The following is a 24305-nucleotide window of genomic DNA, read 5'->3' on the forward strand; positions in this document are numbered from 1 at the left end:
ATCAATTTTCCTCGCTTTCAAGAGTCACTTCTTTCCAACGAATTTCGGGTTGACCACTCACACCGTCGGCACCGTAATAGTTGATAACCTGCATTGCGTACACAGGCGCGGAAGGATCACTGGAATTGCTATCAATTAGGTAAACGCGGAAATTTGGCCAGAGTTTATGAGCACCCTGCAAGTTATATTCGTACCAGCTGTTTTCGCTAAAGAGTCCACCGGTTGCATCCGCCGAATAGGCACGAGCAAGGGATTCGCCGTTGCTGTCAATGGTCGCACTGGGATAGGCCGAGAGTTCGGACCAGGGGATAGGCCCAAGTGCACCACCATTGCCGGAGCCTGAAGGCCCGCTGTTGGTTTTCACATACCATTCGCGCCCCGAATACCCTATTTGGACATCCCAGGCATCGGAGGTGGCGCAATCAACAATAGAGTTGCTGTCAAAATCGAAGCAACTGTCACCACCGTCATAGTTTTCGGGCCTGCTTCGACTGAAGGTAAGCGTGGTATCGGAGAGCTGAGTGGTGCCTGCAGCCTGCACCTGAAACTCGATGGTGAAACCCTTTATGCCCTCGGGCTGATTATTCTCATCTACCTCGCGCGTGGGGAAATTGAAGTCCAGGATACGCATACGGGCGTAACTATCACCCGTGTTTGAGCGCACCAAATAGCCAACACCCGGGGCTTCTGCTATCACGCCTCCCGCGCCATACTCGGACCAGCCATCACCCAAAGCATAAACAACACCGTCTGGCGCCCAGGTTTCCGGGGCCATAAATGTATCCTTTAGGTGGTCCAGCTCACCATCTGGGGTGGCATTTAGAAATTGATTGGCGTCGGCTTCACCGGAGTCCGTATAAAACGATGCCTGTGCATCACCCAGTGCACCTACCACATTGCCGTCACCGGAAGCGCCGGAATTCAGCTGGATGTTGGTTCGGTTGAGCGCAAGATGCCAGTCTCCATCGCTGGCTACCGTCTCGCCCGTAGTGAGGTTCAGATAGCTGGTTCCCGCTTTGGCATCAATAACTTTCTGGCTCAATTCACTGTCGGCCTGCCCGCCATCGTCGTCGCTTCCCGCAATGTTGTTGTCACTACCACCGCCACAGGCGGTCATCATCAGGCCGAGCGCCGGCACCAAAACCTTTAGGTATTGCTTCTGCATAGTTTCATTCCTTTTTTGCAGTTAAAAAGGTGATCACTGACCACCGAGAGTCAAAGAAAAGCCGGTGTAGAGAAAACGCCCGGCCACGGGCCGAAAATCGTCGGGATCGGAAAAGTCACGCTGGCTGTCGGCAAGGTTGTCGGCACCGGCAAACAGCTGTAGTTCGGGAAGCATCTGGTAATTGAGCTTCAGGTCCAGAGCTGTGTATCCTGGGGACTTGCTGCCGGTGGCGGCATCAACGTATTCGGAGCTCTGGTTTCGGGCTCGCAGGGACCAGGACAAACCCTCAATACCGGTCAGCCCGTCAATAGATGCCTGCAACTGATGCTGTGGGCGGCGGTTAAGTTCGTTTCCGCTTGCCACATCTTCCGTTTCAGTCCAGGTGTATCCGGCAGAGAGGCGCCAACCATCGGAAATTTGCCAGCCAGCAGTGGATTCGACTCCCCAGGTGCGAGCCTGCTCGATGTTGCTGTAACGGTAGATAACAACGTTGTCGGTGCGGGCATCAGTGGCAGTTTGGTCAATTTCTGTTTGGACAAGATCGTCGATATCATTGAAGAAGCCATTTACCTCGAACCACAGTGCTTTTTCGAAGTGGCCACCGAAGCCAAGCTGGTAACTGATGGAAGATTCCGGCTCGAGTTGCGGGTTACCGTTTACGATATAACCCAGTTGGCTGTGATCGAAACGGTAATGACGCTCTTTGAGGTTGGCTGCCCTGTATCCGGTTCCCACACCGGCACGAATAAAGCTGTCAAACCCTTGTCCGTCCTCAAAGCCCAAACGGGCATTGATCTTTGGCGCTAGGTGGTAATCAAAGTCTGAGTCTTTTTGGCCACGCAGGCCTGTTACGACCTCCAAATTGTCCAATGCGAACCAAGTGTCCTGAACCCAAAGTTCATAGCCTTCCCGGGAGAACTTCTCATCGCTGGCAAGTTCTGACATGCCATCTTTGAATTGCTCAAGGGTTTCGCGCCTTATATCAACGCCAAGCTGTATGCTATGAGCCTCGCCCACTGCCGACTCAATGTGCCCGGATGCTTGCGATATGGAGATATCCGCCTGACGGTTATCGAACCGGCCAGTGGCAGAATACTTTGAGGTGTCATCATCAAGCTGCTCGTGCAAAAATGCCCAATGCCCGCGCATACCCTCGCCATTGCCGTGATCACCAGCCAGTGTCGCACGCAGCCTGCGCACGTCTTCTTCTTTGCCCTGATTGATGGTGCCACCCGGAAGGGTGCTAAAGCGGGAACTCGAACTCTCATCAAACACCGAGCCGGTCCAAGACAGCGCGTTATTTTCAGATGGCCGCCAATCCACCCGCACCGCGGCGTCGTTACGGTCGTATTCGTCACCCGGCCGAGCCCAAGTCTCCGGCTCTGGGTCAATGCCATCCGAATGCTGTGTTGAGCCCGAAGCTCGCACGCCCCACTGTTTATTACCGGCTGAAACCGCTGCGCGACCGGTGTAGCGGGCGGAATCCCACTTCTCGCCGGAGGGGTTCTGGTCGCCATAACTACCAACATCTGCCGAGAAGTTGCCTTTAATTCCGGATGCCACTTTTCGGGTAATCACGTTAACAACACCGCCCATGGCGGCACTGCCGTACTGTGCCGATACAGCACCCTTCACAACTTCAATGCGCTCAATATCAAGCACCGAGAGTTGGCTCACATCGACAGAAGAGCCTGTGGTGGCAGTGACTGGCGATCCATCCACAAGCACCAGCACACGGTCTGCATCAATACCCTGCAACCAGACTTCGTACCCTGGCTTGCCGTGTATTTCCCGCAACTGCAGGCCCGGCACATTAATCAACGCTTCTTTGAGGTTACGAGCATGGGTTTTCTCAATCTCCCGAGCGGTGACTACTTCGGTTCTCACCGGAGTATCCAAAACCGTTCTTTCGCTGCGGGTGCCCGTGACAACCAACTCATCAAGATATCCGGCGGCATACAGCGGAGCAGGAGCTGCCAAGCACACAACAACCGTGAGTGAAAGCGAGAGCACATTCGACAAAACGGAAACAGAAGATTTCAAAGCATACCCCGCAAGCAATAATACGAATACGAGGGATTCTCATTCACCAACAGTTTTAAATCAAGACTTTTCGTTAATGAGACTCAATTTTATTTGGACCACACTTGAAAGGTGAAGCTTTGGATGAAGTGAGGGGCTTAAAACTAAGGAAGGCCTTACGGAATTCGTGATCGCAGAGGCGGAGCGCGACTTCCCATTAAACTACAAACAGCCCGGCACAGGTCCGGGCTGTTTTGTTACCAACAACTCATATCTTTAATGAGTCTGCTGCTCTGCACCGGCTTCACCGGCTGCCTCTTCCTGCTTGCGCTGAAGGGCTTGCGCGTAGATAGCGTCGAAGTTAACCGGTGCCAACATCAGCGCCGGGAAGCTGCCTTTATTGACGACCCCATCGATTGCTTCACGTGCATAGGGGAACAAGATTGTGGGGCAATAGGCGCCCAGCATCTGGCCAAGCTGAGGGCCTTCAATGCCCGCCACAAGAAACACGCCTGCTTGTTGAATCTCAACAATATAAGCGACTTTCTCATCAATTTTCGCGGTAACAGTAAGGGATAGAACAACCTCATATTGGTTGTCGCTCACCTTCGAATGCGAGGTGTTCAAGTCCAGATTCACCTGCGGCTTCCACTGCTCCTGGAATACAACTGGCGAGTTGGGGGATTCAAAAGAAAGGTCCTTCACGTAAATACGCTGCAGGGCAAATTGAGCTTGGTTCTGGTTGTCACTGCCTGCGGCGGCTTGCGGATTCTCAGCCATGTTCAGTCCTTTTGCTTTTATAAGGAGTTATTAGAATGGGCTTAAGGCCCGTTTTTATGATTGCATCTCTCGCCACAGTCTACTGCCTGATGGCGATCAGTTATGTGAAACAGTGCGGCAGATCAGTGCTCAGATCAAGCACTGCTATCGCTTTTACTTCTTTACCAGCGGCAAGTTGCTGGTTTTCCAGTCACTGACGCCACCATTAAGCCGAACCACATTAGCAAAACCCTCTGCGTTCAACTGTTTGACGGCCATGGCCGAGTGTTGGCCCATCTTATCAGCCACGATGATCTGTTTGTCTTTGTGTTTATTCAGCTCGGCAGCTCTGCTTTTCAGACTGCTCAGCGGAATATTCACAGAACCCGTAATACGACCTTCGCCAAACTCTTTGCGATCACGGATATCAACCACAATTGCCTCATCGCGGTTTATCAGGCTCACGGCGCCTTGGGCGGAAATTTTAGCGCCACCCCGTCTGGATTCCAGCACCAGAATAGCGACCAAAAAGGCCACAAACAGCGAGGCAAGTACGTAGTGGTTAACGACAAATTCAAACAACCGATCCATGAGGTTACCCTGACAATAAGTTTGGGCGGATTATACACAGCCTGCTCGCCGGACAGAAGGCGACCATACAGGTGACGACTGTGGCCTCAAAGCCCAAAAATGGATAAGCTTAATATCTACTTCTGTAAACTTACCGCTATTCTACTTCCGGACTGAATGATGACAGCATTGCGCAAGCCGACAGCACTAATAATTCTGGACGGCTGGGGCCATCGTGATCCCGCCGAAGACAACGCCATTAGCAACGCCAACACACCCTTTTGGGACAAGCTCTGGGAATCCAACCCCCGAACACTCATCAACACCTCGGGCATGTTTGTAGGGCTGCCGAAGGGCCAGATGGGTAACTCCGAAGTCGGGCACATGAACCTTGGCGCAGGTCGTGTGGTTTATCAGAGCCTAACGCGTATTGATAAGGATGTAGAAGAAGGCACCTTCAACGACAACAAGGCACTTTGCAGCGCAATCGACAAAGCCATCAAAAATGACGGCGCCGTTCACCTAATGGGGCTACTTTCACCCGGCGGCGTTCACTGCCATGAAGACCACATACTCGCAGCCGCCGAGCTTGCAGCCGCAAGGGGTGCCAAAGAAGTGTACGTTCACGCATTCCTTGATGGCCGCGATATGCCGCCCCGCAGTGCAAAGCCGTCACTAGAGAAAGCTGCCGCAAAGTTGAAGAGTCTAGGCGTGGGCCGAATTGCGTCTATTGTTGGCCGCTATTTTGCCATGGATAGAGACAACCGCTGGGACAGAGTAGAGCCTGCTTATAATTTGATGACGCAGGGAGAAGCGGAGTTCACCGCTGCTGACCCTGTTTCAGCTCTGGAACAAGCCTACGAGCGCGGTGAGAACGATGAGTTCGTGAAACCAACACGCATCCAAAACGCTGGCGAGTCCGCTGGCACTATTAATGATGGCGATGCGGTTTTGTTTATGAACTTTCGGGCTGATCGGGCCCGGGAAATGACCCGCACGTTTGTTGACGAGAGCTTTGATGGATTCGAACGCCGCAAACACCCAAATTTGGCAGACTTTGTAATGCTCACCGAGTACGCGGCGGATATAAAAACATCTTGTGCCTACCCGCCTGAAAAGCTGGTGAATGGTTTAGGCGAATACCTAGCAGGGCTTGGCAAAACCCAACTACGCATTTCTGAAACTGAAAAGTACGCCCACGTCACCTTCTTTTTTAACGGCGGACAAGAAACACCTTTTACAGGCGAAGACAGGATTCTGGTGCCCTCTCCCAAAGTGGCCACCTACGACCTACAACCCGAAATGAGCGCTCCCGAAGTCACAGATAAACTGGTTGAAGCCATCAAGAGCGGCAAATACGATCTAGTGGTGTGCAACTACGCCAACGGAGACATGGTTGGCCACACCGGCAAACTGGACGCAGCCATAAAGGCAGTAGAGTGTTTGGATAAGTGCGTACAACGGGTGGTTGAAGCACTCGAAGAAGTCGATGGGCAGGCACTTATAACCGCTGATCACGGCAACTGCGAGCAAATGACTGATCCGGATTCTGGTCAGGTTCACACGGCACACACCATCGGCCCTGTGCCTCTGGTGTACGCAGGCAATCGCGCTGTCACTCTTAGTGATGACGGCAGCCTGAGTGATGTAGCCCCCACCCTCCTCGCATTAATGGAGCTGGAACTGCCTAAGGAAATGACCGGCCATAGTCTGGTTAAACTCGGTTGATCTGGAAACAGGCCTTAGCATTGCGATTAACTGCAGTATTGGCGCTGGCACTCACTTTCACGCTGGGTGCAGCGTCAATCGCGCTCGCGAAAGAGGTTACACCAGCCCAGATTGCAGCTCTCAAGGAACGCATTGAGGATATCGACGACTGGCTGGCTGACGCCGAAGAAGATCGCTCCGCACTGGAGCGACAGTTAGCTGCGGCTGAACGTACCATCAGCCGACTGACTCGCGAACGCAGATCTCTTGTCGAACAGGCAAAGAAACAGCAGCAACGACTGGCCAAATTGCAGAAAGAAGAGCAAGAACTGGCGCGCACCTTGGAGCGCCAGAGAGAAAGTCTGAAAAAACAAATACGTACCGCTTGGATGGAAGGCGACGCTCCGGCTGTAAAAGTTCTGCTCAACGAAGTGAACCCGGACAACATTGCCCGGACCATGACCTATTACGAATACCTCAGCCGCGATACGGTTAAGCGTCTAGAAGCTTTCCATAAAAATCTGGAGGAACTCAAGGTAACCCAAGCAGCGGTTCAGAATACCCGCGCGGAGTTGGCTGGCGCAGAGGAAGGCATCGTTAAGCGCCAACAGGCATTGAAAGCTTCCAGACTGGAGCGAGAGAAGACGTTGGCAGCGCTTGATCAGGATATTCGCAGCCGCCGCAGCGAAAAAAGCGAGCTTGAATCTGACCGCAAACGGTTGGAAAAACTGCTCTCCGAAGTACAACAAGCCATCGCAAACATTCCCTCCCCCAATGAGTCCCAGCCGTTTCCGTCGCTGCGCAACAAGTTGCCATGGCCAGCACAGGGCAAGGTAACCAGCCGCTTTGGTGATCAGTATGCCGAAGGTAAACTACGCAGAAACGGGCTGATCATCCAGACCGACAAGGAAGCCGACGTAAAAGCCATTCATTACGGCCGCGTTGTGTTTGCCAACTGGCTAAGGGGTTTTGGGTTGATAACAATTATTGATCACGGCGACGGCTACATGACACTCTATGGCCACAGCAGCAGCTTGTTCACTAGCCCCGGCGACTGGGTTGCAGCCGGAGAGCCTATTGCACAGACAGGTCACACCGGCGGAACAGACGCCCCAGCACTGTATTTTGAGGTTCGCCATAACGGTAAACCGGATAACCCGGGGCGCTGGCTGGCCAACTGAACACTGGCGGCGGGGCTGACAAACGCGCCCGCTGACGCCATACTGTCGGGAACATAAAGCTCAGCCCAACCCTCTGCTCAACTATCGGAATAACCACGGGATATGTGAATGAAACGGGTCCGAAGTACACTCCAAGCCTTACCTTTGCGCTCAGCCATCCTCGCAGCCTGTTTCATGTCTCTTCCCGGGCTTGCGCTCGCGCAGGAAGATCCCTCCGACGATACCCAGCTGTTGGAAGGCATTCAGAATGGTGAGCGGGTTGAAATCACCCTGCCCGACCCGGAAAAACAACTGCCGCTGGACGATCTGCGCAAGTTCACCGAGGTTTTTAGCCGCATCAAGGCCGCCTACGTTGAAGAGGTAGACGATCGTCAGCTACTGGAAAGCGCCATCAAAGGCATGCTCTCCGATCTGGATCCCCACTCTACTTACCTCGCACCTAAAGATTACGAAGAGCTGGAAGAAAGCACTTCAGGGGAATTTGGCGGCTTAGGCATTGAAGTCGGCATGGAGAACGGCTTCATAAAGGTTATCGCACCTATTGATGACACGCCTGCGCAGAAAGCTGGCGTTCAGTCCGGCGACCTGATCATTAAGCTTGATGAGAAACCGGTAAAAGGCATGAGCCTTGAAGAGTCTGTGCAGCTTATGCGCGGCAAACCCGGCACAGTTCTTACGCTGACCATCATGCGCGAGGGTGAAAATGCCCCGGTAGAGATCGACGTAGAGCGGGCTGTTATCAAGGTTACCAGCGTGAAGACGCGCATGATTGAAGACGGTTACGGCTATGTGCGCCTGACCCAGTTCCAAGCGGAAACAGGCGGTCAATTTACAAAAGCCCTCAAAAAGCTAAAGGAAGACCATGGCGGTGATCTGGACGGACTAGTCATCGACTTGCGCAACAATCCGGGCGGCGTTCTACAAGCAGCTGTTGCCACGGCGGACGCACTGCTCGACGAAGGGCTGATTGTATACACTGAAGGCCGAATCCAGAGCTCCCGCCTACGCTTTAGCGCCAAAAATGGCGATGTGATGGCTGGCACACCCATTGTTGTGCTTATTAACGGCGGCTCTGCCTCCGCATCAGAGATTCTTGCTGGTGCGCTTCAGGATCATAAGCGGGCTGTCATTATGGGCACCCAATCTTTTGGCAAAGGCAGCGTTCAAACCGTTATTCCACTGGACGAAACCCACGCCATCAAGATGACAACCGCTCGCTATTACACTCCCGACGGTCGCTCTATACAGGCCACAGGCATTAAACCAGACATTGAAGTAAAGCCAGCTGAGCTGAAGGAGTTGGATAGCCGCCCATTCTTTACCGAAGCAGATCTCAGCGGCCACTTGATTGGCCAAGATGAGAAAACCGAAGGCAAAGACAAGCAATCCAAGACTGACAGTCAAAATGCCTCTATGGCAGAAAGGGACTACCAACTGCGCTCGGCACTCAACCTGCTTAAAGGGCTGCACATCCTAAATCGCAAGGGAGCAGACGCAACACAGTGAAGGCCCTTTTTGCTTATAAACAGGCCATCTCAGCCCTGATTAGGCTGGCGCTGGCGGCACTGGCAAGCTTGGCGGCTGGCTTAGTAGCGGCAGAGCCTTCTACCGGGGGCATTCCGCCAACCATTGCCATCATCATTGATGACATGGGACATAACCTGCACGAGGGTGAGCGCCTAGCCAATCTGGACCAGCCACTGACACTGGCGTTTTTACCCTACCGCAGGCACACAGACTCTCTTGCGCGCCTGGCGCACAATCGCAATAAAGAGATTATGCTGCACGCCCCCATGGCAAACACCCGCAATTTCAGCCTTGGGCCAGGCGGGCTAACACCAGACATGGACGAGCAGAGCTTCACATCGACCCTGCGCCGAGCCCTGCAATCTATCCCTTATGTGCAAGGGGTGAACAATCACATGGGCAGCCTGCTAACTCAGCAACTGAGACCCATGGACTGGGTAATGAAGGAGCTGAATCGCTATCCGGTTTATTTTGTCGATAGCCGAACCATTGCCTCGTCTGTTGCGGGCGACGTTGCCGCCGCCTATCAAATCCCCACAATGACACGGGATGTGTTCTTGGATCATGAGCAAACAGAAGAGTTTGTCGACCAACAGTTCAGAGAACTGGTTCGGCGGGCAAAGTTAAAAGGAAGCGCGATCGGCATAGGCCACCCACACACGGTGACCGTCGACTATCTGGAAAAGCACCTTCCGTTATTGGACGAGCAAGGTATTGCCATAGCTACGGTAAGCGGGCTTTGGGCAATTCGCAACAATAACCAAAGGATGTTCGCGGAAGGGGAAAAGCAGACCATCCGGCCTGCTTTTGCTAAAAAACACTAATCCCTGACTTCAATACCTTGTGCCTTCATAAAGGCCTTGGCTTCAGGAATTGTGTGCTCACCAAAGTGGAATATAGACGCCGCAAGCACCGCATCGGCGCCGCCCTTGGTAACGCCATCTGCCAAGTGCTGAAGCTCGCCCACGCCACCTGAAGCAATCACTGGTACCGTCACCGCATCGCTAACAGCTCGCGTCAGGCCAAGATCAAAACCAATCTTGGTGCCATCTCTATCCATGCTTGTTAGCAAGAGCTCCCCAGCACCCATTTCCACCATTTTACGCGCCCAGTCTACAGCGTCTAGCCCGGTTGGCTTGCGGCCACCGTGGGTAAAGATTTCCCAACGAAGTTCCTCACCCTCAGCACTCACCTGCTTGGCATCAATAGCCACAACAATACACTGGCTACCGAAGCGGTCTGCAGCTTCGCGCACAAACTCCGGGTTGAATACCGCAGCGGTATTAATGGCAACCTTATCTGCACCTGCGTTCAGCAGCTTGCGAATATCTTCCACCGCACGAACACCGCCACCCACTGTCAAAGGGATGAAAACCTCTGCAGCCATGCGCTCTACGGTCTCGTAGGTTGTATCTCGGCTTTCATGGCTTGCCGTAATATCCAGAAAGGTGATCTCGTCAGCGCCTTGCTCGTTATAACGGCGGGCTACTTCAACAGGGTCGCCGGCATCCCGGATATCCACAAAGTTAACGCCTTTCACAACACGCCCTTTGTCCACATCCAGACAGGGGATAATGCGCTTTGCCAGTGTCATAAATTTACCTTGTTCAGCCTTTCAAGGAATCACAGAACGCCTGAGCTTCCGCAACGTCCAGCGTGCCTTCGTATATCGCGCGGCCAGTGATAGCGCCAACGATACCCTTGTGGGCCACTGGCGCCAAACGCTTGAGGTCATCCATGTTGGTTACGCCACCGGAAGCGATCACAGGAATACCGCCCTCTTCTGCCAGAGCAGCCGTGGCTTCCACGTTTACGCCCTGCATCATGCCGTCGCGGTTGATATCAGTATAAACAATCGCTTCAACGCCATCGCTAGCAAAACGTTTTGCTAGATCGACTGCCATCACTTCAGAAACCTCAGCCCAGCCATCGGTAGCTACGCGGCCATCTTTGGCATCAAGCCCCACAATGATGTGGCCCGGGAAGCGCTTGCACATTTCCGTCACAAATTCGGGTTCTTTAACAGCTTTGGTGCCGATAATGACCCATTGCACGCCGGCGTTGAGATAGGCTTCAATGGTTTCCGCTGAACGAATACCGCCGCCAATCTGTATTGGCAAATCCGGATATTTGCGTGCAATGGCTTTAACAATTTCTCCGTTAACCGGCTCGCCTGCAAAAGCACCGTTCAGATCAACAAGGTGCAAGCGGCGGGCACCAGCTTCTACCCAGCGGGTGGCCATATCAACTGGGTCGCCACCAAAAACGGTGGAGTCTTCCATACGGCCCTGGCGCAACCGCACGCATCGGCCGTCTTTCAGATCAATGGCGGGAATAATCAGCATGTTCCATTCCAATCAGTAAAGTTCTTGAGAAGTTGCAGACCTGCCCCGGCACTTTTCTCGGGGTGAAACTGCACAGCAAAAATATTATTTCTGGCCACCGCAGCGGCTAAATCAACGCCGTAATGACTGCGCCCGGCAATGTCTGCATTACCTTCCGCTTCAGCGTAATAGCTATGTACAAAATAGAAGCGGTCACCATCAGGAATGCCCTGCCACAGCGGGTGTTCCATAGCATGGCAAACCTGATTCCACCCCATGTGGGGCACCTTTAGGCGCTCGCCATTTTCTATCAGGTTTTCGCCAAAGAAGCGCACCTCGGAAGGAAACAGGTTAATACCTTCAACCCCGCCGTTTTCTTCGCTACGGGACATTAGCGCCTGCATGCCAACACAGATTCCGAGGAACGGACGGTCACGGGACACTTCCCGAACCAAGTTGTCCACGCCCAACCGGCGGATCTCCGCCATGCAATCACGAATGGCGCCAACACCGGGTAAAATCACCCGGTCGGCTTCACGAATGTGGTCTGCGTTATCGGTTACTAGAACTCTGGTATCCGGGGCTACATGCTCTACCGCTTTGCGGGCAGAGTGAAGGTTACCCATGCCGTAGTCGATGATGGCAACGGTTTTCATGGTAAGTGCGGTGTCCTTGCGTGGCGAATTAAAGAGAGCCTTTGGTAGACGGGGTAACGCCCGCCATGCGCTCATCAAGTTCAACCGCCATACGCAGGGCACGGCCGAATGCCTTGAATACGGTTTCAATCTGGTGGTGGGTATTCTTGCCGCGCAGGTTATCAATGTGCGCGGTCACCATCGCATGGTTGATAAAACCACGGAAAAACTCTTCAAACAGATCCACATCAAAGCCACCCACAACAGCGCGGGTGAAAGGCACTTCCATAATCAGGCCAGGGCGACCAGACAGGTCAATTGCAACACGTGAGAGTGCTTCATCCATGGGCACATAAGCATGGCCATAGCGGCAAATGCCCTTTTTATCTCCCACCGCTTGCTTGAACGCCTGACCAAGAGTAATGCCAACGTCTTCCACAGTGTGGTGGTCATCTATGTGCAAATCGCCTTTGGAAACGATATCCAGATCCATCATCCCGTGACGGGCGATCTGTTCCATCATGTGCTCCAAGAATGGCACACCTGTATCGAAACTGGATTTACCGGTACCGTCGAGGTTAATTTCAACAGTGATCTGAGTTTCAAGGGTATTTCGTTCTACCCGAGCCTTACGTTCGGCCATGGAGACTCCGTAGCAAATTAAGTGGCACAACGCCGGAAAATTCAATCTTCGGATTATACCTTTTATGCTCTCAGGAGTCCCATAACCTGTTTAATCGTTACGATAGCCTGCCTTATTGGAGGAAAATCAAAAGGCTTTCTTCAGGTTGTTCATGTAGGTATCCACCAAACCGTTAAACTCGTGCTTGATAACGGGGCTGATAGCCAACTTCAACAGGCCTGGAAGTGGCAGCGTTAGCTCAGCACTGGTCTGAAACTTTGCTGTCGTCGCATTATCGCCTTTCGCTTTCAGTACCCAAGAACCGCGAACCAAACCATTCCCCTCGCCTTTCACTGGCTCCCAAGTGATTTTCCCGGCGCCCTTATCCGAAGAATACTTGCATGCGTACACAGACTGGATGGCGTGTTTGTCGACTCCAACTTTTTCCATTTCCCAGCGGTAGGTGTTGTCGCCAAGATCCGTCAGCTTGTTTACCTTCGGAAAGTGAGCAGCAGAGCGCGGCACATCCGCCAGCAAATCAAAAACCTCATCATAACTGCCCGGAATCTCAAGCTCTCGGTTCAATTCAATCGAAACAGTGATAGCCACAGCGAACTCCTTTTTATGTTTATTCAATACTTATCAGGTCAAAAACAATAGGTGCATTTTGGCCTAACACTACGGCATTGTCATACTCCTGCCCTGTTAATTTGTTAACCCTGCGTTATCCTTTAGCTAATTCGCACCCGGATTCGCCTTGAATCCTGAAAGCTCCCGGAACAAAAAAGGAAGCCGGAACTATGAAAGCCATACGTTATGTGCTGATCGCCATCGTTGCATTGGTTGTTCTCGCTGTCGCCGCGATTGCTATTGCCATGGCCGTTATCGACCCTAATGCCTATAAGCCAAAGATTGAAAGTATTGTTGAGGATAAAACCAATCTTGATCTCGATCTTGCAGGCGATATTGGCTGGTCTTTTATCCCCCTCGGGCTTGAGCTAAATGATGTGGAAGCCAGCTTAGACGGCGATCGCTTTATTGCATTAAAGCGACTGGTAGCACAAGTGGACTTCTGGTCTCTGGTTGCTCTGGAGCCGCAAGTGAGCACCTTCGTACTCGACGGCCTAGATGCAAATCTAAGCATTAACGAGCAGGGAGAGGGCAATTGGACCCGTATAATGCCTGAAGCCACAAACGGTGATACGAGCCAAGACAAGCAGGAAGTAGCCAGCGAATCCGAGCCAGCACCGGGCGCCGAAGCTAGCAGCGAAGCCCTGAACTTCAACGTCGATAATATCCAGATCAGCAATGCACAAGTGCATTACAGCGATTTGCGTACTGGCCAGAAAGTGACACTTGAAGACTTCACGGTAGGTGCCAGCGACATCACTTTGGGCTCCGAATTTCCACTGGAAATAAGTTTTCGTATAGAAACAGCCCAACCACAATTCGCCGTGGACGGAAGCATAGAAGCCCGCCTTGCAGCCAACCAAGCGCTGAACGATTTTTCGGTTTCCGGCCTGCAAGCTGAGTTTAAAATGAATGGCGAGCCATTTGGCGACAAATCAGTAACAGCCAAGATGAGCGGCTCGGCCAAAGCCAATCTGGAAAACGAAACCGCAACACTGAGTGACTTCACTGCCAGCCTTGCAAACCTGACATTGAACACAAACCTCAATGTGAAAGGCTTTGGCAGTAAACCAACCCTGAAGGGCAAGTTAGCCATCACCGAGTTTTCCCTCAAAGAACTGCTGGAAAACATGGGCCAACCCACCATCCAGACCGCCGATGAAGCGGTTCTTCAGGCCATCTCCTTTTCTACTGATATCGCTGGCCCTGCAGGCAAGCCTGCGCTGTCTGATTTGGTTATCAAACTTGATGACACCACCTTCAACGGCTCTGGTAGTTATAACCTCGAAAACGGCGGTATCGTTTTTGACCTTCAAGGCGACAAACTTGATGCAGACCGTTACTTGCCACCCAAAGTTGAAGGTGCAGAAACCGCAGACGAGGCCCCATCACAAACGGCCGGTAGTGGGCCGGAAGGCGACCTGCTTCCATTAGAAACCTTGCGCGGCTTGCTTCTTGATATCGATTTCGGGCTAAGTGAGCTGGTTGTAAGCAACTTAACCATCAACGAAATCAAAGCTAGCACAACGGCTAGCAAAGGCCTGCTCAAAGTAGATGAATTCAGCGGCAAGCTTTATGAAGGTAGTTTTGGCGCAAATGCCACCATTGATGCCAGCTCCGATACGCCAAAGTGGTCCATCAACTCTGATGTAAGCAACGTACAAACCCTACCGCTGCTTGCGGATGTGGCTGAAATAACCATGCTCTCCGGCGGGGCTAACCTGAAAGTAAATGTGACAACCTCGGGCAACCGCATTTCTGTTCTAAGAGATAAAGCAGACGGCCAGATCAGCTTCAACCTTGCCGAGGGCGAATTCCGGAACATGAACCTTACCCGCATGGCCTGTCAGGGTATTGCGCTGGCAAATCAAGACGAGCTAACAACCGATGACTGGGGTGACACCACCCCCTTCAACGACATGCATGGCACTCTGGAGATCAACGGCAACACCTTCAACAACACAGACCTTGTTGCCGCACTTGCAGGCATGAGACTGGAAGGCCAAGGCTCGGTTGATATGAAGAAGACTCTCGTTGATTACGAGTTGGGCCTGCGGATTGTTGGCGAGATTCACCGCGACAATGCCTGCCGCGTGACGGAATACGTTGAAGACGTTGTTATTCCGGTGGAGTGCCGCGGTGACTTTTCAGCGGGTGCCGCAAGCCTATGCTCATTCGACGGCTCACGCTTCCGCGACACTCTGAAGACTATTGCGAAGAACGCTGCGAAAATAAAAGCCAAAGAAGAAGTAGACCGGGCCAAAGCTAAAGTGGAAGAAAAAGTAGACAAGGAAAAAGAAAGAGCCAAAGAAAAGGTCCGCGAAAAACTGGAAGAGAAGCTTGACGGGGAGAATGGCGAAAAGCTAAAGGATAAGCTCAAAGGCTTGTTCAAGTGACAGCCGATAGCTTCGCTGAAAATCTTCTAAAATGGTACGACAACCACGGCAGGCATGACCTGCCGTGGCATCACAACCGAACTGCCTATCGGGTTTGGGTTTCTGAAATCATGCTTCAGCAAACTCAGGTTGCCACGGTCACCCCCTATTATCTTGCGTTCATGGAACGCTTCCCAAACGTTCAGTCTCTGGCGGAAGCACCGGTTGACGATGTACTTAGCCACTGGTCTGGGCTTGGCTATTATGCACGGGCCCGTAACCTCCAAAACGCCGCTCAAACCGTTATGGACGATTTCGGAGGCACATTTCCCGACACGCAGGAAGCGCTTGAAAGCCTTAAAGGTATAGGCCGCTCTACCGCGGCAGCAATCATTGCCCAAGCCTTCGGTAAGCGCGCAGCCATTCTTGACGGCAACGTAAAACGTGTACTGGCTCGTTATCACGCAGTTCCCGGCTGGCCGGGGCAAACCTCCGTACTAAAGCAACTCTGGGAGCATGCTGAGGCACACACACCGAGCGAGCGCATTCGAGACTACACTCAGGGCATCATGGACCTTGGCGCGATGGTGTGCACCCGCAGCCGCCCCAAATGTAACGACTGCCCTCTGCAAAAAGGCTGCGCAGCCTACGCCAGAGAAGAGACCAACCTCTACCCCGGCTCCAAGCCTAAAAAAGCAAAACCTGAAAAAACCATTTGGATGGTTATTCTGGAAGACCAAGAAGGCCGAATTCTGCTGGAGCGCCGCCCGCCCAGCGGCATCTGGGGCGGCTTGTGGAGCCTGCCGGAACTGGACCCAGCATACGGAGCCGATGAGCTACAAGAAGCTTGCGAACGCAACCTTGGGCTTGACTGCGAAGAACCCGAGTTGATCAGTGGGTTTCGCCATACCTTCTCCCATTACCACCTGCACATTCAGCCTGCCCGACTGGGCGTTACCGGGCAGCAAGGCGTTAGAGATAATGGCCAGCACAAATGGCTGCATAGGCACGAAGCACTGGCACTGGGTTTGCCTGCGCCTATCCGCACACTACTCACAAACCCGGAACAGGCCACCCTGCTCTGATAACAGGGCGGCCACACGCTCAGCCCGCACTATCTGATATCATCCCAGCCACTTACCTTTGACAACAGGAGTGATCATGAGCCGCACCGTTTTCTGCCGCAAACACCAGAAAGAACTCCAAGGCCTAGACTTCCCGCCCATGCCCGGCGCAAAAGGCCAAGATATCTACGAGAATATTTCCAAGCAGGCTTGGGAAGAGTGGCAGCACGAACAAACCATGCTGATCAACGAAAAGCACCTAAGCCTGATGGACCCCAACACTCGAAAATACCTGCAGGCCCAGATGGAGCACTTCTTCAATAATGAGCCTTTTGACAAGGCTGAAGGCTACGTACCACCAGAGAAATAATCCGATTTTGGTTAAAGCCTGATCAACCCTGAAAAGATTCGGATATTTTTCAGGGCTGGCCTTGACTCACCACACCGAAACCGGTTTAATAGCGCCCCGTTGCAAAGCAGTATAGCAACTTGCCCGGATAGCTCAGTTGGTAGAGCAGAGGATTGAAAATCCTCGTGTCGGTGGTTCGATTCCGCCTCCGGGCACCAATATTTTCAACGACTTAGCCCGCCCACCCGCGGGCTTTTTCGTTTCTGTCCCTTGAGATGGGACACTAGCGGGACACTAAACCGCAAAACAGCCCAACACTTCAGCCCTTATCCTGCCCAAATCCAAATGCTATCTACTGTCCCGTTGGGACACCTAATAAGAGCAAAATTCAGCCCTTACTGTCCCGCCAGCGTCCCATTAGAGCCTCAACCAAAAGGCTAACCCAATAATTTCAGATAGATAGAAGATAATTCCAGAGGATTAACTATCCCCTAGTTGCTTTTGTGTCGTGTTGCGATTTACAGTGAAGGGGAGCCGGGCCAGTGCGCTAACACCAGCCCGGCAACCACCGGCAAAACCTAATAGGGAGGTTCAGCCAATGGCAACGCCACTATATCAGCTTGCGTCCTTCACACCACTGGAGGGCAGCGCATGGCCACGATAGAAAAACGCACAACTCAGACCGGGACAACCTACCGGGTAAAAATCCGCCTCAAAGGTCGCCAAGCTGAAACCGCTACGTTTGAACGGCTGACCGATGCCAAGCGATGGGCCACCCAGACCGAGGCCGCAATCAGAGAAGGCCGATATTTTCATTCAATTGCTGGCAAGGGTAAAACGCTGGCGGATGCTATCGACCGGTACAGCCGCGACATTCTGCCCGACCTGAAAGACCAGAACCCCCGCCGCATTCACTTGAAGTGGTGGCGTAGCAAGATTGGCGCAACCTCAATCAGCGACATTACGCCAGCCCTTCTCACCGAATGCCGCGATACCTTGAAGGCCACGCCCTACAAATCAGGCAAGACCGAAAAGCCGCGCACCGATGCGACCGTTAACCGCTACCTAGCTTCACTCAGCCCCGTAATGAAAGCCGCCTCTGACGATTGGGGATGGATTACCGACAACCCTTGCCGGAAGGTTCGCCGGGGCAAAGAATCAAAAGGCCGCACCCGGTTTTTAAGCACAGACGAGCGCAACCGATTGTTGAATGCTTGCGACCAGGCCACCGACACGCCAGAACTGAAAACCCTTGTCTTGCTGGCACTCACCACCGGGGGCCGCCGTGGCGAAATATCCGGCCTACGCTGGCGGGATGTTGACCTGAAGCGTAAACGAATCATTTTTGCGGATACCAAGAACGGCGAGACAAGGGCCGCACCCTTGGTAGGGCCAGCATTGGAAGCCATGAAGGAATGGGCCAAGGTTCGCCCGCTGGACTCCAGCGCCCACGTATTTCAGGGCCGCACTGACAAGACACAAGATAAGCCCCTCGATTTCCAACGTGCATGGATAACTGCACTGAAACGAGCAGAGCTTACCGACTTCAGATTCCACGACTTGCGCCACACCGCAGCCAGCTACCTAGCCATGAACGGGGCTGGCTTGCGGGAAATCGCGGACATTCTCGGACATAAGACCCTGGCCATGGTTCAACGCTATAGCCACCTGACGCAAGACCACAAAGCCGCCGTTGTTGAGCGGATGGCAACCGCCATTTTTCAAGACGACACGACAGCGAGCAAGTAACCGTTTTGACCATGCCTAGCTCGACGAAGCGAAAAGCAGGAACCCTACCCGCCTGGCATGGCCACTTAATTTAGGGGCGCTAATGGGGGCGCTATGAATCGTTTTATTCAAAAATCCTGGTACACGCTCACGGAGGCCGCTGACTACCTTACTCATAACAGCCAGGGTGATACGACAGTCACGACCTCTGACATTCTCCAGTTAGCAATGGATCGAGAAATAACGCTATCTATTCGCATTACACAAGCGGGTGATACCCCCCTGCCTTTCGCTGAACTTACACTTGGCGATTTATCCATACCCGAGACAGAACAATCCAAAAAACTTAGAGAGAGCAATCCCTCGCACCCGCTATCAGATGTTCTACTTTTTGAGGGCGAACAGTTTAATCCGATTTTCCTAGGAAACGGCGATATTTACACCGGTATTTGGGATATCGCATCTATAGTATCGGGTGAACGCTTTTTGGGGATACTTTGGGATATATCTAAATTACCTGATGCGCCTAGTCTTGACAGGCTCGACGCAACCATTCCGACACCGCCCTATCCATTAACGCTTGTAGCCTCTAACCGTGACTTTGCGCTCAGCGCCCCCATCGAAGCAATGCCCGATGGGAGCTATCTGGGAGTGCGTATCACCGAGCTTTCCGAGTTACTTTCTGAGCCTGAGAACGTTAACGCCTCCGACCAACTGAAAGCCCTACCTGATGATTTTCGCGCTCTATATGAAGCGCTGGGGGCTGACGAACTACCCGAAATGGATTTACTGATTACCGCATGGCGCAAGTATTGGAAGGGCCGCACCCCGAACGATGGCAAGAAATACCCTATAAATTCAGAGGTAGCAGACTGGGTAAAAAACCGTATGGATAGACCAGAACAGGGCAACAATAAGGCAAAGGCGATTGCCTCAATAATCCGCCCAACTTGGGCACCAACAGGGCGCCAGCCCAACCGCAACCAGTAAACGGCTCACCCCTTCCGGGCCAGTATTGGCGGGCTTTCTCGGAAGGGCTCACCCCTTCCACCTAAACCCTTCTATCTATTCTGCACACAACTCGACTGTTTTCATGCACTCAGCCAACCACAGCAACTCTCGAAACTTGAGGACATGAAACATGACCGTTGCAGCACAAAACCACACCAACACCGAAGCCGCCAACCAAGGCCCGACACTGCTGACACTCAGCCAGCTATGCCAGGCTGAACCCGCAATCACACCGGGAGGCGTTCGCCACCTATTGTTCACCAAGGGCCACGACCTGCCCGGCGTTTATCGCTTTGGACGCAAACTGCTGTTTGACCGCTTGGAATTTATGGGGGGGATAAAACAGGGACACGCCGCACAAATCGGCGGGAGAGCAGCACAATGAAAAAAGCGCCCGCCCCCGAAAGAGCAAAGCGCCATACCCAAGGCCATTATACCACCGCCAGCACCTACGGCGAACGGTTAGACGCTATACGTGACGCCCTGCTGAATACCGGTATTGAGCCTGCAAACATGGATGCCCTGCTATCACGGCTGACTGATGGCCAGATAACCCGCACCGGCACCGCCAGCAAGCCCAACAGCAAAAACCTATGGCTGATTGCCTACCACGACAGGGGCTTACCCTTTGTCGTTATCGCTGGCGACTGGGCAACTGGTACTGAACTAAAGTGGATTGCTCAAACTGGCGACACACTGACTGAAGCCGAGCGCCGAGAACTCAAACGCCGTATTGCCGATGCAAAGCTGGCTAGAGAAACAGAACAAGCCCGTCAGTGGGAGCAAGCCGCCGCCAGAGCAGCCCAACGCTGGCATAAATGCACACCGGCTAACCCGACGCATGGCTATCTGCAAAGCAAAGGCATACAGCCCCACAGCGCCCGCCAGCAAGGCCATGAACTTGTGTTGTTGCTAACAGACTTCAGCGGCAAAGCATGGAGTCTGCAAACCATAGACGAGGCCGGTAATAAGCGCCTAATGGCTGGCGGCAAGAAGGCCAGACACTTTATCGTCGTGAACGCTCCGGACTACCCCGCCCGCATCCTGATATGCGAAGGCTACGCCACCGGCTGCACCTTGGCAGAGATAGACCCCGCCGCCCTGGTGCTGGCCGCCATTGATTGCGGCAACCTCCGAGCCGTGGCAACCGGAGCACGTAACCGTTGGCCTGATGCTGACCTTATCGTTTGTGGTGACGACGACCGCCAGACCGAAGGCAACCCCGGAGTAACCGCAGCCCGCGCCGCAGCGATTGCAGCCGGGGCACGTTACGCCCTGCCAGAATGGCCAGACGAGGCACCGCTGACCCTTTCTGACTTCAACGACCTGCACCAGTGGCAAAGGGGGCAGCTATGACCGCAAAGCCCATCATGAAAGCCACAGACCCTAACACCGGCATTATCGCGCCCTTGGCTGCCATTGATGCTAAGCCGTTACCACTGGCACGTAAGGCACCCTTACCAGCCTACCCAATGAGCGCACTGGGAGAGCTGCTAGGAGATGCGGCAAAGGCGCTGGCCTATTACGTTCAAGTACCCGTTGGCATGGCTGCACAATCGCTGCTGGCGGTTGCCTCACTGGCGACACAAGGGCACGTCAACATTCAAAAGGGCAACATTGGCACCAGCCCCACCACGCTGTACTGCATAACCATTGCTGGCAGTGGCGAACGTAAAAGTTCAATGGATGGTTTGGCCATGAGGCCAGTATACGAATACCAGGCAGAGCGCCGGGCAGAGCATGAAAGCCTGATGGCAGAACACAAGGCCGCAGAAGAAGCCCACGAATTGCGCTACCAAAGCATTGTGAAAAGCTACAAAGGCAGCGGCCAGAAACAAAAGCCACTGAGTTACGAGCAGCAACAAGCCCTTACCGAAGACCTAGCAGAGCTTGAGAAAAGCAGACCTAAGCCACCGCCTCGCCCGCATATCCTGATGGAAGAACCCACAGCGGAAGGTATCTATAAACACCTAGCTGAAGCCTTGCCAACCGCTGGCCTGTTTTCGGATGAAGGCGGGGCGTTCTTCAGCGGGCACGGTATGGCAGACGAAGCCAAAGGCCGCACCATAACAATGCTTTCACAACTATGGGACGGAAAGGCAATCACACGCACACGGGCTGGCGCTGGTGAATCTGGCGTACTGGCAGGCCGCCGTCTTGCCGCCCATCTGATGATGCAGCCCATCATTGCCAACAAGGTATTGGCTGACCCGCTGATGAAGGGCCAAGGCTTTCTAGCCCGCTTTCTGGTGTGCGCCGATGAATCGCTGGTGGGAACCCGCTTTCTGGCAGACCGTCCACACGATGAAAGCGTCAGCCGTGACCCTGCTGTAATTCAGTTCTGGGAGGCACTATCTGAGCTTATACGCCAACCCTTGCCAACCAACGAAGCCGGAGAGCTTGAACCAGCAACCCTAACCATCACCGGAGCAGCCTTTGAAACTTGGACACATACCCATGACGCGATTGAACGGCAGTTATCGCAGCAAGGAGAGCTATCTGAAATAAGAGAGTTCGCCGCCAAGGCTGCTGACAACACCGCCCGAATTGCTGGCGTACTGGCCTACCTTGAAACCCGCACAGACCCAACGCCGGAGCATATCGAAAGAGCGTCAACGCTGATGGAGTACTACCTGAACACCATGATTCAGCGCACCCAAGAAGCAGGCCAAAACGCCGCTGAACACGATGCAGCCCAAGTACTGGATTGGATGCAGCGCAACGGCGAAGAACTGAGCGCCGATAACTTCAAACAACTGCCAGCCGCCTACCGAACGGCCAAGAAAGCCCGCACCCTGCTAACGCTGCTGGTGGAGTATGGGCACGTTGTTGTTGCTGGCAACGGCCCAAATGGCAAAGCCCGAAAATGGAAGGTGAGAGAAGGCCAGACCCATGTTTGACCTAATGGCAGCCATAAAGCGCGAATACAAAACGCCACACCCTGCGGATTCTGCGGATTCTGCGGAAACCGCACAACCACGCGGGTTTGAGCCTGCGGAAAATTTGCGGAAAGTTGCGGATTTTTCGGCAGGCAGTGAGAAATCCGCAAACGTCCGCAAAAATCCGCAAACGGCAAAATCCTGTAACCCACTGAATAAAAACGAATTAACGAGAAAATCCGCAAATCCGCAAAATCCGCAGCCCCCTGTTGAGAGAATTGCACAGAACCCTGATGCAATGCTGGCGGAAATCGCGGTAATGCTTCAGGCAGACACAAGCCAGTTACGCGCCCTGCTGAGTGACGACGACCTGAACGACATAGCGCAAGGCTTCAACAGCCGGAGCTATATGCTGGATTACTTCAGGCTGATGCGGGCTGGTGGAAAGTTGCCTGCATGCAGGGAGCCGCCAGCCGAGTTCAGCAAGCCACCGCCAAGCCACACGTAAAGGGGTAAGCTTACGCCTTACATACCATGATGCTCACGGCAGAACCGTTAACGACACCAACCACCCTTAACACTTCACCCAGCGAGAACTAAACCACAACGACTAGCTCTTCAAATAAGACAGGATTCCCTAAGCCACTCAATGCATCATTAAAATGGCGCACTTAGGAGAATCTAAAATCCACGGTCAGCTTTAGGCCACCAAGAATGAGAAAATATAGGGCAAGGCGGGAGCAATTAGAAAAACGCAAAAACCTATCTGCCCCCATCTTTTCGGCCCATCCTTTGATAAAAATTTGCCAGTAAGCCAAGCCCAAACGCTAAAAATAACAAGCGTAACGAGCTTCAAATATGACGAAAAGAACAACACCGCTTCCAATGAACCTTGGTTCGTGAAGTATTGAACGAGTGCCGACAAGCTAAAGAGTAGAATGCCATAAACCAAAAATGCGGCAATTCCTGCAAACAAAAACAACATAGCGCTCTTGAAATAACTAATGGCAAGCCGTCCCGAACTGTTCGATGCCGAATCAACACTATTTCGAGCCAAATGGCCAGCCAAATACCAAAGTGCACCAGCAACAATAAGCGCCACTATCACGGCGATTTTCAACCCAGTTGTCCAAATAGCTGCACCTAAGCAGCTAATCTATTAAGCTCAACCTCCTGCAATTTGCCAGGATTGAGCGATACCGGACCGGTGACTTCCCAGTTCCGGGTATTGCCAGACCAGCGCTGTGGATTCCTGCGCTTTGCTCTTTCATAAACCATTTTCCGATGCGCCAGGCGCTGGTGATCAACGCCACGATGCCGATCTGCCGGTGTTACGAAGTTGATACCACTGTGCAGATGTCTTTCGTTGTAGGCGCACTCGAACGCCAGCATCCATTCACGCACAGCCGTGAGCGATTTAAAGCCTTTTGAGGGCCACTCCGGGCAGTATTTGACCGTGCGGAACAACGATTCCGAGTATGGATTATCGTTGCTCACTCTCGGACGACTGTGCGACATCAGCATGCCCAGATCGGCCAGCCGGGCCTTGAGCGTATAAGACGTCATTGGCGCTCCATTATCGGCATGCAACACCGGCGGGTTGTGCCAGCAGCTCTCGCGCAGCAATGCACGCTCGACCAGTTTCCTGGCTAGTTCACCGGATTCCATTTCATGGATTTCCCAAGCAACGATCTTGCGACTGTATATGTCCATAATCAGGTACAGGTACCAATGCTGGCCACGCACAGCGGACGGAC

General features: G+C 53.1%; 24 protein-coding genes and 1 tRNA gene. 14 read left to right on the plus strand and 11 right to left on the minus strand.

Going from position 1 to position 24305, the window contains the following annotated elements; genetic code table 11:
* Position 1: 1 nt before the first annotated feature.
* From MWU62_RS04605 to MWU62_RS04620, 4 genes are all read right to left on the minus strand, one after another.
* On the minus strand, positions 2 to 1165 hold the full coding sequence (locus MWU62_RS04605; protein ID WP_247113747.1) for an HmuY family protein: 1164 nt from the start codon (positions 1163 to 1165) through the stop codon (positions 2 to 4).
* A 33-nt stretch (positions 1166 to 1198) separates the two neighbouring features.
* Positions 1199 to 3208 carry a TonB-dependent receptor gene (locus tag MWU62_RS04610; protein ID WP_247113748.1) on the minus strand — a complete coding sequence of 670 codons (2010 nt, stop codon included), beginning with the start codon at positions 3206 to 3208 and terminating at the stop codon, positions 1199 to 1201.
* Between the two features lie 255 nt (positions 3209 to 3463).
* Positions 3464 to 3967 (minus strand): protein-export chaperone SecB, encoded by a 504-nt coding sequence (gene secB, locus MWU62_RS04615; protein ID WP_247113749.1) that lies wholly within the window; start codon positions 3965 to 3967, stop codon positions 3464 to 3466.
* 153 nt (positions 3968 to 4120) lie between these two features.
* The gene (locus MWU62_RS04620) at positions 4121 to 4537 is read right to left on the minus strand and encodes a rhodanese-like domain-containing protein (protein WP_247113750.1); all 417 of its coding nucleotides are present in this window, start codon (positions 4535 to 4537) and stop codon (positions 4121 to 4123) included.
* Between the two features lie 159 nt (positions 4538 to 4696).
* Between MWU62_RS04620 and gpmM the strand changes: the two genes are divergently transcribed.
* The 4 genes from gpmM (at position 4697) to MWU62_RS04640 (ending at position 9755) form a co-directional block, all read left to right on the plus strand.
* Positions 4697 to 6244 (plus strand): 2,3-bisphosphoglycerate-independent phosphoglycerate mutase, encoded by a 1548-nt coding sequence (gpmM, locus tag MWU62_RS04625; RefSeq protein WP_247113780.1) that lies wholly within the window; start codon positions 4697 to 4699, stop codon positions 6242 to 6244.
* A gap of 20 nt (positions 6245 to 6264) precedes the next feature.
* Positions 6265 to 7404, plus strand: coding sequence for a peptidoglycan DD-metalloendopeptidase family protein (locus MWU62_RS04630; RefSeq protein ID WP_247113781.1), 1140 nt, complete (start codon positions 6265 to 6267; stop codon positions 7402 to 7404).
* Positions 7405 to 7512: 108 nt separating this feature from the next.
* Entirely contained in the window at positions 7513 to 8910 is a 1398-nt protein-coding gene (locus MWU62_RS04635) for a S41 family peptidase (RefSeq protein ID WP_247113751.1), read from the plus strand.
* A 59-nt stretch (positions 8911 to 8969) separates the two neighbouring features.
* Positions 8970 to 9755 (plus strand): divergent polysaccharide deacetylase family protein, encoded by a 786-nt coding sequence (locus tag MWU62_RS04640; protein ID WP_247113782.1) that lies wholly within the window; start codon positions 8970 to 8972, stop codon positions 9753 to 9755.
* On the opposite strand, the gene hisF is transcribed toward MWU62_RS04640, so the two are convergent.
* From hisF to MWU62_RS04665, 5 genes are all read right to left on the minus strand, one after another.
* On the minus strand, positions 9752 to 10525 hold the full coding sequence (gene hisF / locus MWU62_RS04645; RefSeq protein WP_247113752.1) for an imidazole glycerol phosphate synthase subunit HisF: 774 nt from the start codon (positions 10523 to 10525) through the stop codon (positions 9752 to 9754). The two genes, MWU62_RS04640 and hisF, sit on opposite strands and share 4 nt — an antisense overlap.
* Before the next feature lie 13 nt (positions 10526 to 10538).
* Entirely contained in the window at positions 10539 to 11276 is a 738-nt protein-coding gene (gene hisA, locus MWU62_RS04650; RefSeq protein WP_247113753.1) for a 1-(5-phosphoribosyl)-5-[(5-phosphoribosylamino)methylideneamino]imidazole-4-carboxamide isomerase, read from the minus strand.
* On the minus strand, positions 11270 to 11911 hold the full coding sequence (gene hisH / locus MWU62_RS04655) for an imidazole glycerol phosphate synthase subunit HisH (protein WP_247113754.1): 642 nt from the start codon (positions 11909 to 11911) through the stop codon (positions 11270 to 11272). The genes hisA and hisH overlap by 7 nt, the downstream gene beginning before the upstream one ends.
* A gap of 28 nt (positions 11912 to 11939) precedes the next feature.
* Positions 11940 to 12533: an imidazoleglycerol-phosphate dehydratase HisB gene (gene hisB / locus MWU62_RS04660; RefSeq protein ID WP_200362005.1), complete on the minus strand. Its 594-nt coding sequence runs from the start codon at positions 12531 to 12533 to the stop codon at positions 11940 to 11942.
* A gap of 126 nt (positions 12534 to 12659) precedes the next feature.
* Positions 12660 to 13121: an SRPBCC family protein gene (locus tag MWU62_RS04665; protein ID WP_247113755.1), complete on the minus strand. Its 462-nt coding sequence runs from the start codon at positions 13119 to 13121 to the stop codon at positions 12660 to 12662.
* Between the two features lie 191 nt (positions 13122 to 13312).
* Here MWU62_RS04665 and MWU62_RS04670 point away from each other — a divergent pair, with 191 nt between their 5' ends.
* The 10 genes from MWU62_RS04670 to MWU62_RS04715 all read left to right on the plus strand — a co-directional run bounded on the left by MWU62_RS04670 (position 13313) and on the right by MWU62_RS04715 (position 23056).
* The gene (locus MWU62_RS04670) at positions 13313 to 15538 is read left to right on the plus strand and encodes an AsmA family protein (protein WP_247113756.1); all 2226 of its coding nucleotides are present in this window, start codon (positions 13313 to 13315) and stop codon (positions 15536 to 15538) included.
* A complete protein-coding gene (mutY, locus tag MWU62_RS04675; RefSeq protein WP_247113757.1) occupies positions 15535 to 16602 on the plus strand; it encodes an A/G-specific adenine glycosylase in 1068 nt (355 codons plus the stop codon). Before MWU62_RS04670 ends, mutY begins: the two co-directional genes overlap by 4 nt.
* Positions 16603 to 16678: 76 nt before the next feature.
* Positions 16679 to 16951: an oxidative damage protection protein gene (locus tag MWU62_RS04680; protein ID WP_216007652.1), complete on the plus strand. Its 273-nt coding sequence runs from the start codon at positions 16679 to 16681 to the stop codon at positions 16949 to 16951.
* Positions 16952 to 17072: 121 nt separating this feature from the next.
* Positions 17073 to 17148, plus strand: a tRNA-Phe gene (locus MWU62_RS04685).
* A gap of 433 nt (positions 17149 to 17581) precedes the next feature.
* Entirely contained in the window at positions 17582 to 18679 is a 1098-nt protein-coding gene (locus MWU62_RS04690) for a site-specific integrase (RefSeq protein ID WP_247113758.1), read from the plus strand.
* A gap of 93 nt (positions 18680 to 18772) precedes the next feature.
* A complete protein-coding gene (locus MWU62_RS04695) occupies positions 18773 to 19648 on the plus strand; it encodes a hypothetical protein (protein ID WP_247113759.1) in 876 nt (291 codons plus the stop codon).
* 151 nt (positions 19649 to 19799) lie between these two features.
* Positions 19800 to 20054, plus strand: a complete 255-nt coding sequence (locus MWU62_RS04700) for a hypothetical protein (protein WP_247113760.1) — start codon at positions 19800 to 19802, stop codon at positions 20052 to 20054.
* On the plus strand, positions 20051 to 21025 hold the full coding sequence (locus MWU62_RS04705) for a toprim domain-containing protein (RefSeq protein WP_247113761.1): 975 nt from the start codon (positions 20051 to 20053) through the stop codon (positions 21023 to 21025). The genes MWU62_RS04700 and MWU62_RS04705 overlap by 4 nt, the downstream gene beginning before the upstream one ends.
* Positions 21022 to 22569, plus strand: coding sequence for a YfjI family protein (locus MWU62_RS04710; protein ID WP_247113762.1), 1548 nt, complete (start codon positions 21022 to 21024; stop codon positions 22567 to 22569). Before MWU62_RS04705 ends, MWU62_RS04710 begins: the two co-directional genes overlap by 4 nt.
* Positions 22562 to 23056, plus strand: coding sequence for a hypothetical protein (locus MWU62_RS04715; RefSeq protein ID WP_247113763.1), 495 nt, complete (start codon positions 22562 to 22564; stop codon positions 23054 to 23056). Before MWU62_RS04710 ends, MWU62_RS04715 begins: the two co-directional genes overlap by 8 nt.
* 192 nt (positions 23057 to 23248) lie before the next feature.
* On the opposite strand, the gene MWU62_RS04720 is transcribed toward MWU62_RS04715, so the two are convergent.
* Positions 23249 to 23668 carry a hypothetical protein gene (locus MWU62_RS04720; RefSeq protein WP_247113764.1) on the minus strand — a complete coding sequence of 140 codons (420 nt, stop codon included), beginning with the start codon at positions 23666 to 23668 and terminating at the stop codon, positions 23249 to 23251.
* Positions 23669 to 23691: 23 nt separating this feature from the next.
* Positions 23692 to 24305 (minus strand): DDE-type integrase/transposase/recombinase (locus MWU62_RS04725; RefSeq protein WP_247113765.1); only part of this gene is annotated, 614 nt, incomplete at its 5' end.

The sequence above is a fragment of the Marinobacter sp. S6332 genome, assembly GCF_023016045.1.
Classification (GTDB): Bacteria; Pseudomonadota; Gammaproteobacteria; order Pseudomonadales; family Oleiphilaceae; genus Marinobacter.